This is a genomic window from Bradyrhizobium nitroreducens (assembly GCF_002776695.1).
GTDB lineage: Bacteria > Pseudomonadota > Alphaproteobacteria > Rhizobiales > Xanthobacteraceae > Bradyrhizobium > Bradyrhizobium nitroreducens.
In genome coordinates this window covers 5,946,993-5,960,322 of the sequence record NZ_LFJC01000003.1, presented here as the reverse complement: position 1 = coordinate 5,960,322, position 13,330 = coordinate 5,946,993, and the positions used below count along the sequence as shown (strand labels likewise).

The window sequence follows — 13,330 nt, the reverse complement described above, 5'->3', positions numbered from 1 at the left end:
TGCTGACTATTTAGAGTGAATCAAAACTAGTTCCCCGATCTGAGGTGGTCAATCTCTCCCATAGCCTTAAGCTATATTCTTTGGTCGGGACGATGGAACGCAGGGGTTACGAGGCGTTCGATGACCCGTCGTCCGTAATGCCGGGAAGAGCGCCGCCGTGTTTGCGCCGCCGCAACGCCACGAGCACCTCTGCGATCTCCTTCTGCGGTGCAGCAGGTGATTGCGGAAGTTCGGCCGACACGGCTTGATCTCGCACGCTCGGATCGCGTTCCACTTCGGCTGAACGGGTTTGCTGGTCGATTTCACGCTCCGACCCGGCTGTTTGCGCGGCTTCCTGGGTGAGAGCGTCCCCGGTCGTCAGGTTGTCAGCGACGCGGCGCACACCGCCGACGATGCGATCGACCAACGCACTCAGCTCCGCATCGGAGCAATCGAGCGGCCCGAAGCCGGGCATCGCGGTCGGATCGTTGAAGTCCCACGCGTTCTCCGCGAGCCCCACGAAGTCGCGAATGACGGGATCGCTGGACCAGGCGCGACGAAGAGCCGCACGTGTCAATTCCTGGGGAATCCCCTTGCGCAAGAAGGCGGTGATGTCGGTCGCGGCGGTGATGGAATCGATCGACGGCAAGCTTGACAAGTCGATGTCCGGTTCACCCTGCTCGTCGCCTGACAGCTCTCGAGGATCGCTTGAGGGCACTTGGGCATCACGGGTTTCAACCGGAGGAGCCGCCTCGGACGACGGCGTCTCCGCCTTGGCCTCCCGCTTGCGGCGGGACCAGCGTGAAAGGAAATCCTCCTCCCTCATTCGCGCCCGCCTTCATGAGTGCGGCGCGCCAGCGCCTCGGGATCGGCGCGCCGCCGCCTCCGCTTGACGAATTCCTGCTCGACGTGGTGCTCGGCCAGGAAGCCTTCAATCGCATCGCGCACGACCTCCGGCATCGGCACGGCCTCGACCAGATTGGCGCCGGCTTCGGTGAACGCCTCTCCTTCCGCCGGATCGGCCGTCGCCGCGGCGACCGAATAGGGCCAGGCCCCCTCGGACGGACTGAGGACGACCCAGATGCCGGGATTTCCGGAGGTCAGATTATCTCGATACCGCGCGGTCTCGGAGCGATAAAGGTCGATCGTCGCCCGTCCCGCGTAGAACAGCGTGGCCTCGTCCTGCTCGCGCAGCGCTGTCCACGGCTCCATGTCCGGCTCGTCCGGCAGCACGGCGACACCTCGCCAGACGTAGTCGGCCCAGGGCGAGCTGGATTTGCGCCGTTCAACCACGACACCCACGGGAATACGCTGCAATGGGACGGCAGCAGGGCTCATGTCGCCACCTCAAGGTGCTTGATCGGCAGGCCGGTCAAGAGGTTCTGCGGCTTCATCCGGACCTTCTGATCCGCCATCATGGCAAGGATCAAATAGACCGGCTCGCCCTTCACGTCATCCGCGACCACGCCCGGGTCCGCAAAGGACAGCCGAAACAGCGCGAGCACCCGCCCCTCGTCGCGCTCATCGAGGGTTTCGCCCCGCCACAGCCGGTCTCCCAGCCTGGTGGCTTCCGCGTCGAGGCCGACATACCAGGCCAGTTTCGCATTGTGCAGCGCCGTCAGCGGTTCCACGACGACTTCGATCCCGAGCAGGTGGGAAATCCAGCGCGTGATCACTTGCGCCAAGGCGGCCGGGCCCGCTCCTCCGCCCGTGAGATCGAGCGCCATGTCGAACTGGTCGCTGCGCAGCCAGTAGGCGTCGGCGCTCTCCTCGCTGAGAACGTCGAGCTGCGCGTCGGTCACGGCCCCCAGCAGCATCGACATCAGCGAGAGCACCGGCGTTGGACTGCGGCCGCCCACGATCTCTTCATCGCCGAGCAGCAGCGCCTGTTCATGCGGCAGAATGCGCTGCTGCCGGAAGAACAATTCGGCGGCGCGAAGCACGAATGGATCCTCGCAGCCGTCCAGCGCATTGCGCATGATGACGTGCACGAGATGATTCACAAACAAAGGAGGCAGGCTGTTCGTCCCGGAGCGGACCAGCGCGAGATAGGCCGCCTCCAGCGTCGGATGGCGCAGCAGAAGATCGCGAAGCGACAGCACGAACTGCCAATTCTCCCGCGCATCCGCATCCGCCATCGCGGCGATCTCGTCCGCTTCGACCGGCCGCCGCGGGTTTGCGAGCATGTCCCGATGCAACCGGCGTTCGACCGCGCAGGCCTCGTCCGGCGGCATCAGTTCGGGGCGCGCAAAATAGGCCTTCAGGAATTCGTCGGTGACGACGAGCCCGCCGCTCGCATTGCGGTCGAGCAGATGATGGCCGCAGGCGATCCAGAAATCCTTCATGGGCGCTTCGCCTCCCGGCTCAGCTCGGCGAGGTCGAGACTGCCGTCGGCCGGCGCATCTTCGTCGTCGACCTCGAGGAAGGCGAACGCCTTGCCGTGGCCGGCCACGCCCTGCTTGCGCTGCAGGGTGCGAAACGCCTCGCGAATGTCGCCATCGACCGCGGTGCGATGCACCGCGATCAGCGTGTCGATCGGATGGGTGCAGAGCGACTGGGTGAAGGCAACCTCCTCCTGCGCGGCGACGCGCGCCGTCGCGATATCCGGCGCGCCAAACCGCTCGACCAGCCGGCTGGCCAACAGCTCCACCACGGCTGTTCGATCCGCTTCGCTCGCCTCCACGATCTGGACCAGGGTCGACCAGCCCCACGACTGCAGGCCGAGAAAGCCGCCGCGGAACGCCCAGCGGTCCTTGCCCTGAAGGGCTGAGGGATCCTGATCGCAGAAGCGAAAGGCGCCGGAGACCGCCCACTCGCCGGGCTCGGCCGGCACCTCGAAGACAAAGGTGTCGGACGGATCGAGCGCGATGGTGCGCAACAGCTTCACAGCCGCGGCCCTCCGAGCTTTGGGTCGAACCAGGTCGGGACGGACAGGGCCTGCGCCAGTTCGCGCCGTTCGGTCCCCTCCGCCCCGATCCGGCGCGTGAGGAGATCGCCATTGCCGTCGATCCGTTGAATCACCTGGCGCTCACGCGACAGCCGGCTGAGGAAATCACCCGCCACGCTTTCGAATCCATCCTCCTGCCAGAGGTCGGTCACCCGCATGAGATGACGCGCAAAGCCTTCCGTCACCTGCACGGCGCCAGCCTCGCCAAAACCTTCCTCGTCCAAGGCCGAGGCCAGTGGATGCAGCCCTGGCTCGTTGTCGGTCATCGCCACGGTGCGGATCATGGCGCCAAACACCAGCCACGCGGGCGGCTCGTGCTCGTGCGCCGACGCGGGCCAGCCGAGCCGGCCCCCGCCCACCAATCCACCATCGACCTTGACGGTGTCCGGCCAGTCGATCGTGACCGGCTTGTTCGGCGGCGCATAGGCGCGCAAGGCGTCGGTCAGCGCCACCATGCCGGCGTAGAAGGCGCGACGCGCCGTGCGCAGCGGCTCGTCGAGCTCGAGCACCACGGCGAACTCAGCAAGGTCGAACCGTCCGACATACACCAGGGTCCCTGGACCGCTCTCCTGTGCAGTGCGGCAGGCGTGGCCAAAAGCATCCCCGCTCTCGCGCAACCGCACCAAAGTGAAGGGCGGCGGCAGGCTGATCTGGTCCACCGTGGAAGCGTGGGTCGTTGCGGTCCGCGACAGCGCCGTCCTCCAGTTTCCTTTTCTTCCCAATCAGGAATATCTATACGAGGAGAGACAGCGGCGCGAGTCCGCGAGCCGCGCGACTTTTGGGGAGAGGCTAACCTGGCGCAGCCAAGAAGGACGATCCTGATCTGCTCGTGCGAAGACACGATGCGCCTCGATGCGGGCGCCATCGGGCGCGGATGCCCCGACAGCGAGATTGCCGCCTTCCGGCACCTCTGCGGCCCCGAGCTCGATCATTTTCGCAAGGCGACCGCGACGGCAGGCTCGCTGACGGTTGCCTGCACACATAAGGCCGCGCTGTTTGCCGAGGAATCCGCCGGGCGTTCCGATCCGATCGCGTTCGTGAACGTGCGCGAGGCGGCCGGCTGGTCCAGCGAGGGAACGCAGGCCGGGCCGAAAATGGCCGCGCTGCTCGCCGCGGCTTCCGTGCCCACGCCGCAATTTCAATTCGTCAGCCTGTCGAGCGAAGGCGTCATCCTGATCTATGGACGCGACGAAGCGACGATCGAGGCCGGCAGGTTGCTGGCCGATCACCTTGATGTGACGGTCATGCTGAAAACGCCCGGCGACGTCACGCCTCCCGCCACGGATTTCCCGGTCGTGAGGGGAACGATCCGCAACGCGAAAGGGCATTTTGGCGCCTTCGAGCTTTCGATCGATGACTACGCGCCGCCTCGCCCCTCCTCACGCGATCGCTTCATCTTCGAGACCTCCCGGAGCGGCGTGACATCGCGCTGCGACCTCCTGCTGGATATCTCGGGCGACGCTCCGCTGTTTCCGGCCCATGATCTGCGCGACGGCTATCTGCGCGCCGATCCCGGCGATCCGGCCGCGATGCTGCGCGCCGTACTGAAGGCGCGAGATCTCGTCGGCAGTTTCGACAAGCCGAAATATGTCGACTTCTCCGCCGAGCTCTGCGCGCACTCGCGCTCCAAGCTGACCGGCTGCCACCGCTGCCTGGATCTGTGCCCGACCGGCGCGATCACGCCGGCCGGCGATCACGTCAGCATCGACGCGGAGATCTGCGCCGGATGCGGACAATGCGCCGCCGCGTGCCCGACCGGTGCGGCCGCCTACGCGCTGCCGCCCGCCGACACACAGCTTCACCGGCTGCGCGCGATGCTGCTGGCCTATCGCGATGCCGGCGGCGTCCGCCCGATCGTGCTGATCCACGACGGCCAACACGGCACGCCGCTGATCGACGCGCTGGCGCGCCATGGCGACGGCTTGCCGGCGAACGTGCTTCCCTTCGCTTTAAACGAGATCACCCAGGTCGGACTCGAGGCCATCGTCGCGGCCTTTGCCTATGGCGCGGCGAATGTGCGCTTTCTGCTGCGGGCAAGGCCTCAGCACGACGTGACCGGATTGTATCAGACGATCGCAACCGCCGTTCCTATCATTTCTGGCCTTGGGTTCGCGGGTCCGCGCATAACCGCGATCGAGACCGACGATCCGGATGTGATGGGCGAAGCGCTCCGAGCGATCGAACCGGTCGCGACAGTCGACAGACCCGCGACCTTCAAGACGGTGGGAAAGCGACGGGATCTGCTGCAGTTCGCCTTGAGCGAACTGCACCGCCTCGCTCCGGCGCCGACGGATGTGATCGCGTTGCCCGAGGGTGCGCCGCTCGGCGCAGTCAGCATCAACGTCGACGGTTGTACGCTTTGCCTGTCCTGTGTCTCAGCCTGTCCGACCGGCGCGCTACGCGACGACCCGGAACGCCCGGTCCTGAAATTCGTCGAAAGCGCCTGCGTCCAATGCGGCCTGTGCCAGAGCACGTGCCCCGAGAAGGTCATCACGCTCAAGCCGCAGATCGACTTCCGGGCCAGCCGGGCGCCCGCACAAATCATCAAGGAAGAAGAGCCCGCGCTTTGCGTTCAGTGCGGCAAGCCGTTCGGCGTCAAGAGCACCATCGATCGGATCGCGGCGAAGCTCGAGGGCCGGCACTGGATGTACCCGGCCGGCGACAGGCGCCTCGATGTGCTACGCATGTGCGCCGACTGTCGTGTCGTCGCGATGAGCGAGCAACAATTCGACCCGTTCAAGGGGGTTCCGGAACGCGCGCCGCCCCGTACGACGGAAGACTATTTGCGCGAACGAGAAAACAAGGACTAGGACGAGGACTTTCCGAACAAGCCGCCAGCTCCAGGGATAACGAACCAAGGACGCGAACGATGTCTCGCATCAGCACCGTTTCATTGACCTTCATTGTTGCCATGACTCTTGCCGGCGGCACCCTGCCCGCCGCCGCCGCTCCTCTCACCAAAGCTGAAAAGGTCGCCCTGAAGCAGGCGATCGTTGCCTGCAAGGCGGAGGCGAAGGGCAAGAAAATCGCGTGGCTGTCGCGCCGGAAATACGTCAACCACTGCGTCGCTGAAGCTCTCAAGGAGCATCCCAACATCGACGTGATTGGGATCCTCAAGAACCATCCGGAGATGAAGGATCTCCCGATGGAAAATTGGGATTCGATCTAGACAACCAAGCCGGTCGAGAAGCCCGCTCTTCCTGGCCTCTTCCAGCGGAAGACCGGATCATTTCGACGTCGCGCGCGTCAGAAAGTCCGTCAGCGCGCGGCGGTCCTCGGCCGAACCGATGCGCTGCTCCGGCATCTTGGTGCCGGGCGTGTAGGCGCTCGGGCCGATCTCGAACAGCTTCGCGACGGTCTCGGGCGACCAGACGATGTCCATCCTCTTCAGCGCGTCGGAGAACTGGTAGCCGGGCAGCGAAGCGATCTTTCGGCCATACAATCCGGCGAGCGAGGGACCGGCGCGCGGAACCTCCCGCTGCGACAGCGTATGGCATGCGACGCACGCCCTGAACACGTCGGCACCTTGATCTCCCGCATAGGCCGCGAGCGGATCGGCGGTCGTGCCCGACAGGCTCGCCCCGATGGGATTGCCGGTGCGCGCATTCCAGCGCCGTATCTTCCCATCCGCACCGGCCGTCAGCAGAGTTTCGCCGTCGGGCAAGAATGCAGCCGACCAGACCGGAAGGCCCGGTCCGACCAGCGTGCGCAGCACGCTGCGTGCCTTGCGATCGATGATTGCCACGGTCCCGCCGATGCCTGCGGCAGCGATCAACGCTCCGTCTCGCGAGCTTGCCAATGCCACGATCGGCGTGGGAGCGGCCTGGACCTCGCCAATCGGCGCACCATCCGATGTCAGCATGCGCACCTTGCCGTCCGCAGCGCCAGTGACGATCTCGCCGTCAGGCTCGACGGCAACTGCGTTCAGCGGCGATGGCATGGTGACGACCTCGGGAGCGCCCGCCGGCAAGCTCCAGATCCTGAGCGTGAGATCATAGCCGACGCTGACGACCGATCGTCCGTCGGCGGCAAAGGCGACACCGTTGACGTTTTGGGAATGGCCTTCCAGGACGGATTGAGTCCCCTCCGGCAACGACCACAACCGGACGGTATGGTCCCAGGACGCAGATGCAAGCATGGACCCGTCCGGCGAGACCGCGAGTGCGGCGATCGGCCCGCGATGACCTTCCAGCACCTGATCCGGCTCTTGGCGCCCGGCCGTCCAGACGGCGATCCGCCCGTCCGCGCCCGCCGTCGCCATCCTTCCGTCGTTCAGCAAGGCGACTGCATTGACGGCGTCCGAATGAAATCGGAGCACTTGCTCCGCCGCGTCCGTGGCGAGCGACCACCGGATCGCAGCAGTATCGAAACTCCCCGAAAGAGCCGTCTTGCCATCGTTGGAGATTGTGATCGCACGCACAGGCCCGCCGTGGCCGGCCAGCTGGGCACGGGCGGGCGACAATGGGGCAATTGGCCACGCTGCCAAGGAAGCTGCGAAGGAAGCGGTGCAGATCAGAAAGCCCAGACGCATTCCCACTCCGATGCGATCTGAAGGAGGATGTGCCGGTCATCCTGCACGAATTGACCATCCGAGCGAAAGGCCCTGCTTCCCGCGCTCTATTTCTCGGGTGCGACAATGGTCTTGTTCGATCCTTCGGGCGCGGCTTGCATCCCCGGCGGACTTTGACCTTGCGGACTTTCCGCAGGAGCACCACCGGATTGGGTATTGATCGGCCCGGTCCAACCCTGCGGCTGCAATTGGCCTTTGTCCTCGCCGACTGTTCGCCCTGCGGCCGCGCCGGGTGGACCAGCCTTCGGCTCCTCCGATTGAGCAGGTGCGAAACCAGAGCTCGCTAGAACCGCCGCGAAAGCTAAAATGGAACACCGCCGCACCAGAACCTCCCATTCGATTGATCCAGCTCAACAATGGAAAATCTGCTCCGTTCCATGTTCAAACAATCCCGGATTGAACCGACCGGCCCGGGGCCTAGGCTATCGGCAAGGACATCAAAGGTGATGGGCATGCAAATACGACCCAGGACGTATCTGCAGGTACTTTCGCGGTTGCGGGCACTTCGCACATCTTTGTCGCCTGATGACGCCCCGACGGCCCGCGAAACCTCCCCAACACTCCTCCTCATCGCGGTCGTGCTGGCGCTGCTGTTGGCGATGCTTGAGGTGGACCTACATGGTGCCGAATTGCAGTCGTTGGGATTGACGGGAGGTCCATTCCCGGTCGATCCGATCTTTAAGAGCCCGTGAGCAAGAACCTTCCATTGATTCGGCGCGAGACTCTTCTGGTGAACTGCATTCAACCTGCAGCATCCATCCTGACCGCTATTTGGCCGGACGGCTGCCAGGGCTCTCGAAATAGGGCGCCGCTCATCAACAGCATTGCTGAATCGCTGGCTGGGGCGGGAGGGATCGAACCTCCGAATGGCGGAATCAAAATCCGCTGCCTTACCGCTTGGCTACGCCCCAACAGACGACGGACGGGATGGCGAAGGACTGGCCGCCGCAGATTCCCTCCGATCGCAGCCGGTCTATAGGGAGCGGCGCGGCATTTCAACCGCCTGGAGGGGCAAAATACCGCTGGCCCGGGGACCGGCCGCGCCACACTCTATTATAGGGCCGGGGGACCGGCAGGAGGCGTTCCGCCCATTGAGACCTCCCCCGTTTCATGGGAATACGGCGCCAATATTTGTCCACGGGAGTGAACCATGACCTACCGCGCGCCGATCAATGACATGCTGCTGTCGCTCAACCATGGCGCCGGCCTGAAGGCTGCCGTGGAGGCCGGTCATTACGGCGATTTCGATACGGACATTGCCGCGGCCGTGCTGGAGGAAGCCGGCAAGTTCGCAACCGACGTGCTGGCGCCGCTCAACAAGGTCGGCGACGAGCACGGCATCAAGCTGGACGCCGGCAAGGTCACGACCGCGCCGGGCTGGCCGGACGCCTACAAGCGCTGGACCGATGGCGGCTGGAACGCGGTGTCCGGCCCGGAAGATTTCGGCGGCCAGGGCCTGCCGATCGCGATCAACGCCGCCTGCACCGAGATCTGGAGCGCGGCCAACGTCGCCTTCGGCCTCTGCCCGCTGCTGACGGCCTCCGCCATCGAGGCGCTGGACGCCCATGGCAGCGACGAGCTGAAGGCCATCTATCTCGAAAAGCTCGTCTCCGGCGAATGGACCGGCACGATGCAGCTGACCGAGCCGCAGGCCGGCTCCGACGTCGGCGCGCTGCGGACCCGCGCCGAGAAGCAGGCCGACGGCACCTATCGCATCAAGGGGACGAAGATATTCATCACCTATGGTGAGCACGACATGACCGACAACATCGTGCATTTCGTGCTGGCGCGTCTGCCGGACGCGCCCGCCGGCACCAAGGGTATCTCGCTGTTCCTCGTGCCGAAGTTCATGGTGAATGCCGACGGCTCGCTCGGCGCGCGCAATGACATCTTTGCCAGCGGCGTCGAGCACAAGCTCGGCATGCATGCCTCGCCCACCTGCACCATGACCATGGGCGACCATGGCGGCGCGATCGGCTTTTTGATCGGCGAAGAGAACCAGGGCATGCGCTGCATGTTCACGATGATGAACCAGGCCCGCCTCGGCGTCGGCCTGGAAGGCGTCGGCGTTGCCGACCGCGCCTATCAGCAGGCGCTGTCTTACGCGCAGGAGCGCCGCCAAGGCCGCGCCGTCGGCAAGAAGGGCGACGGCTCGGACGCGATCTTCGTGCATCCCGACGTCAAGCGCATGCTGATGCGGATGCGGGCGCAGACCGCCGCCGCGCGCACCATCTGCTATGCCACCGCGGTCGCGATCGACGTCTCGACCCGCGCCAAGGACCCGAAGGTACGAGCCGATGCCGCCGCGCGCGCAGCGCTGCTGACGCCGATGGCAAAAGGCTATTCCACCGACATCGGCAACGAGGTCGCCTATCTCGGCGTGCAGATCCATGGCGGCATGGGCTTCATCGAGGAGACCGGCGCTGCGCAGCATTATCGCGATGCGCGCATCACCGCGATCTACGAGGGCACCAACGGCATCCAGGCGATCGACCTCGTCACGCGCAAGCTGGCGGCGAACGGCGGCGCCTCGGTGTGGGCGCTGCTCGACGAGCTCGCAGCCACCGTCAAGCAGGTCGAGGCCTCCAACGATCCCGCCTTCGGCACCACGGGTCCGAAATTGCGTGAAGCACTCGATGCGTTGACGCGCAGCAGCAAATGGCTGCTGGAGCGCGTGACGTCCGCGCCGAACGAGGCGCTCGCCGGCGCGACGCCCTATCTGCAGCAGTTCGGCGCCACGCTCGGCGGCTGCCTGCTCGCCTCCGAGGCACTCGCCGCGAAAGCCGAGGGCAACACGGACGCCGCGCGCTACGTCTCGCTGGCGCGCTTCTTTGCCGAGAACATCACCGTGCAGGCGCCCGCGCTCGAACGCACGGTGACCGAGAGCGCGGAGTCGGTTGCGGCGGCGGATGCGGTGCTGCTGGGGTAAGCCGCGTCCGCGGCACGAGAGGCTATCCCGCCCACAACCGCCGGCTTTCTCCAAATATCGTCGTCAATCGTCGCAATGCGCGGCGGTGCCCCTTGCGGAAATTGGCGCCGAAAAGGTTGACCCGGCGCATTGGCAGGGCTGCGGGATGATGTAGGCTGATGCCCGGCGAGACTCGCGAAGCTGCGAGCGCAGGGAGTTCTCATGGCGAATGGCAATATCGTCGTCACCGAGGAGCGCGGAACGCGCGTGATCACCCTGCGCCGTCCGGGCAAGAAGAACGCGATCACCCAGCACATGTACCGGGAGATGAGCCGCGCAATCGACACCGCGCAGAACAACCCCGATATCCGCTGCATGATCATCACCGGCGGCTCCGGCGTGTTCACCGCCGGCGACGACATCGACGATTTCATGCAAGCCGACACGTCGCGCCCCGAGACGCTGTCCGAAGGCGCCAAGTTTCTCTATTCGCTCGCCCTCAACGTCAAGCCGATCATCGCGGCCGTCGACGGCGCCTCGATCGGCATGGGCACCGTGATGCTGTTCCACTGCGACTACGTGCTCGCCTCGAACGCCGCGACCTTTTCCGCACCCTATATCCATCTCGGCCTGGTGCCGGTCGGCGCAGCCAGCCTCTTGATGCCGAACACGATGGGCTATCAGCGCGCCTTTGCCATGCTGGTGATGGGGCGGACCTTCTCCGCCGCGGAGGCCCATGCCGCCGGCTTCGTCAACACCGTGGTGTCGCCGGGACATACGGAGGTCGAGGCGCGCAAGGTGGCGCGCGATATCTGCCGCCTGCCGGCCGAGGCGGTCGCAACCTCGCGCAAGCTGCTGCGCGCGCCGGCCGAAGACCTCACCCGCCGCATCGACCAGGAAGGCCATCTGTTCGGCGAGCGGCTGAAGTCGGACGAAGCGGTGGCGGCGTTCAACGCGTTCGCGAACCGGAAGAAACGGTAGGAGTTCTCTCTTCCCCTCTCCCCTTGTGGGAGAGGGTGGCCCGCCGCGATAGCGGCGAGACGGGTGAGGGGTTGTCTCCGCGAGCACATCTCACTCCGTCATTCGCGGATAGAACCCCTCATCCGGCGCTTCGCGCCACCTTCTCCCACAGGGGGAGAAGGAAGAAAGCGCGGCTCGTTCACGACAATGCTTCGTGAAATCTTCGCGCGGACCGACTAATCTGGTTCCATGCGATACCGATCCGTCCTTGCCGCTCTCGCTCTCGCCTGCGCCCTCCCCGCCTCGGCCCAGACCGCCGCCCCCGTCGAGTTGCGCATCCTCGCGATCAACGATTTCCACGGCCATCTGCGGCCGCCGCCGGGCGGCATTCGCATCAGCGATCCCGAGGACAAAGGCAAGAAGGTGATGGTCGCGGCCGGCGGTGCCGAATACATGGCGACGCTGGTCAAGCAGCTGCGCGAAGGGCACAAGAACACGATCTTCGTCGCGGCCGGCGACCTGATCGGCGCGAGCCCGTTCCTGTCGGCGATGTTTCACGACGAGCCGTCGATCGAGGCGCTGTCGATGATGGGACTTGCGATCACGTCGGTCGGCAATCACGAATTCGACGAGGGCAAGACCGAGCTGCTCAGGATGCAGAACGGCGGCTGCCATCCGGTCGACGGGTGCCAGGGACCACATCCCTTCACCGGCGCCAAATTCCGCTATCTCGCCGCGTCCACCGTGGAGACCGCGACCGGTCAAAGCGTGCTGCCGCCCTATGAGATCCGCGAATTCGACGGCATTCCCGTCGCCTTCATCGGGCTGACCTTGAAGGAGACCGCGGGCATCGTCTCGCCATCGGGCATCGCCGGGCTCGAATTCCGCGACGAGGCCGAGACGGTGAACGCCCTGGTGCCGCAGTTGAAGGCGCGCGGTGTTGAAGCGATCGTGGTGCTGATCCACCAGGGCGGCGAGCCCGCCGGCGACTACAACGAATGCCCGGGCATCACCGGGCCGATCGTCGATATCGTCAAGAAGTTCGACCGCGCCGTCGACGTCGTCGTCAGCGGCCATACCCACCGCGCCTATGTCTGCGATATCGACGGACGGCTCGTCACCAGCGGCGACAAATACGGCACGCTGGTCACAGCGATCGATCTCAGGCTCGATCCTGTGACCCGCGATATCGTCAGCGCCAGGGGCGAGAACGTCATCGTCGCCAACGCGTCGCTGGCGAAGGATCCCGAGCAGACCGCGCTGATCGACGCCTATGACAGGGTATCCGCGCCGATCGCCAACCGGCCAGCGGGATCGGTGACGCAGACGCTGTCGCGCGTGCCGAATGAAGCCGGCGAGAGCGCGCTCGGCGACGTCATCGCGGACGCGCAGCTTGCCGCGACCAGGTCGGCCCAGGATGGCAGCGCTGTCATCGCGCTCACCAATCCCGGCGGCATCCGCACCGACATCGTGCCGAAGGAGAACGGCGCGATATCCTTCGGCGACGTCTTCGCCAGCCAGCCGTTCCGCAACCGCCTCGTCACGATGACGCTGACCGGCAGCCAGCTCAAGGACATGCTGGAGCAGCAATGGCTCGACCCGAAGCGGCCGCGGATCCTCCAGGTCTCGGACGGCTTCAGCTATGCCTGGGATGCGTCCAAGCCATTCGGAGAGCGCGTGATCCCCGAGAGGATGATGCTGAGCGGCCGGCCGATCGAACCTGGAAGCGGCTACCGCGTCACCCTCAATGATTACCTCGCCGTCGGCGGCGACGGCTTTACCGTCGCCAAACAGGGCACCTCGCCGCAATATGGCGGCTACGACGCGGATGCGCTGTTCGCGTTCTTCCGGGCGCACGGGCCGATCGGTCCGTTACCGCCCACCCGCATCCTGCGGGTGAATTGATCCGGATCAATCGGGCCGGCTCGCCCCTTTGCCATTGCCGCCCAAGCGCATAGATTGCGTC

At 65.5% G+C, this 13,330-nt stretch carries 11 protein-coding genes and 1 tRNA gene; 5 read left to right on the top strand and 7 right to left on the bottom strand.

Annotation, left to right across the window (positions count from 1 at the left end; genetic code table 11):
• Positions 1–106 precede the first annotated feature (106 nt).
• The 5 genes from TSA1_RS28645 to TSA1_RS28625 are packed head-to-tail and all read right to left on the bottom strand — an operon-like array spanning position 107 to position 3,549.
• Positions 107–805, bottom strand: a complete 699-nt coding sequence (locus TSA1_RS28645; RefSeq protein ID WP_100179257.1) for a DUF3306 domain-containing protein — start codon at positions 803–805, stop codon at positions 107–109.
• Positions 802–1,317, bottom strand: coding sequence for a DUF3305 domain-containing protein (locus tag TSA1_RS28640; protein ID WP_100179256.1), 516 nt, complete (start codon positions 1,315–1,317; stop codon positions 802–804). The genes TSA1_RS28645 and TSA1_RS28640 overlap by 4 nt, the downstream gene beginning before the upstream one ends.
• Entirely contained in the window at positions 1,314–2,324 is a 1,011-nt protein-coding gene (locus TSA1_RS28635) for a DUF6352 family protein (protein ID WP_100179255.1), read from the bottom strand. Before TSA1_RS28635 ends, TSA1_RS28640 begins: the two co-directional genes overlap by 4 nt.
• Positions 2,321–2,866 carry a DUF6505 family protein gene (locus TSA1_RS28630; RefSeq protein ID WP_100179254.1) on the bottom strand — a complete coding sequence of 182 codons (546 nt, stop codon included), beginning with the start codon at positions 2,864–2,866 and terminating at the stop codon, positions 2,321–2,323. The genes TSA1_RS28635 and TSA1_RS28630 overlap by 4 nt, the downstream gene beginning before the upstream one ends.
• The gene (locus TSA1_RS28625; RefSeq protein ID WP_347338568.1) at positions 2,863–3,549 is read right to left on the bottom strand and encodes a biotin/lipoate--protein ligase family protein; all 687 of its coding nucleotides are present in this window, start codon (positions 3,547–3,549) and stop codon (positions 2,863–2,865) included. Before TSA1_RS28625 ends, TSA1_RS28630 begins: the two co-directional genes overlap by 4 nt.
• Positions 3,550–3,768: 219 nt before the next feature.
• On the opposite strand from TSA1_RS28625, the gene TSA1_RS28620 reads away from it, so the two are divergent.
• Positions 3,769–5,736, top strand: a complete 1,968-nt coding sequence (locus tag TSA1_RS28620; protein WP_100179253.1) for a 4Fe-4S binding protein — start codon at positions 3,769–3,771, stop codon at positions 5,734–5,736.
• Positions 5,737–5,795: 59 nt separating this feature from the next.
• Positions 5,796–6,095, top strand: a complete 300-nt coding sequence (locus TSA1_RS28615; protein ID WP_174719114.1) for a hypothetical protein — start codon at positions 5,796–5,798, stop codon at positions 6,093–6,095.
• Between the two features lie 57 nt (positions 6,096–6,152).
• Here the strand turns inward: TSA1_RS28615 and TSA1_RS28610 are convergent, their stop codons facing one another.
• Together TSA1_RS28610 and TSA1_RS28600 are read right to left on the bottom strand one after the other, a co-directional pair.
• The gene (locus TSA1_RS28610) at positions 6,153–7,457 is read right to left on the bottom strand and encodes a c-type cytochrome (RefSeq protein WP_100179252.1); all 1,305 of its coding nucleotides are present in this window, start codon (positions 7,455–7,457) and stop codon (positions 6,153–6,155) included.
• Between the two features lie 875 nt (positions 7,458–8,332).
• Positions 8,333–8,407 (bottom strand) — tRNA-Gln (locus TSA1_RS28600).
• Between the two features lie 239 nt (positions 8,408–8,646).
• Between TSA1_RS28600 and TSA1_RS28595 the strand changes: the two genes are divergently transcribed.
• The 3 genes from TSA1_RS28595 (at position 8,647) to TSA1_RS28585 (ending at position 13,269) form a co-directional block, all read left to right on the top strand.
• Complete coding sequence (locus tag TSA1_RS28595; RefSeq protein ID WP_100179251.1) at positions 8,647–10,425, top strand: acyl-CoA dehydrogenase family protein; 1,779 nt, start codon at positions 8,647–8,649, stop codon at positions 10,423–10,425.
• A gap of 201 nt (positions 10,426–10,626) precedes the next feature.
• The gene (locus tag TSA1_RS28590) at positions 10,627–11,385 is read left to right on the top strand and encodes an enoyl-CoA hydratase-related protein (RefSeq protein ID WP_100179250.1); all 759 of its coding nucleotides are present in this window, start codon (positions 10,627–10,629) and stop codon (positions 11,383–11,385) included.
• A 228-nt stretch (positions 11,386–11,613) separates the two neighbouring features.
• Positions 11,614–13,269, top strand: a complete 1,656-nt coding sequence (locus TSA1_RS28585; RefSeq protein WP_100179249.1) for a bifunctional metallophosphatase/5'-nucleotidase — start codon at positions 11,614–11,616, stop codon at positions 13,267–13,269.
• The last annotated feature ends 61 nt before the right edge of the window (positions 13,270–13,330 follow it).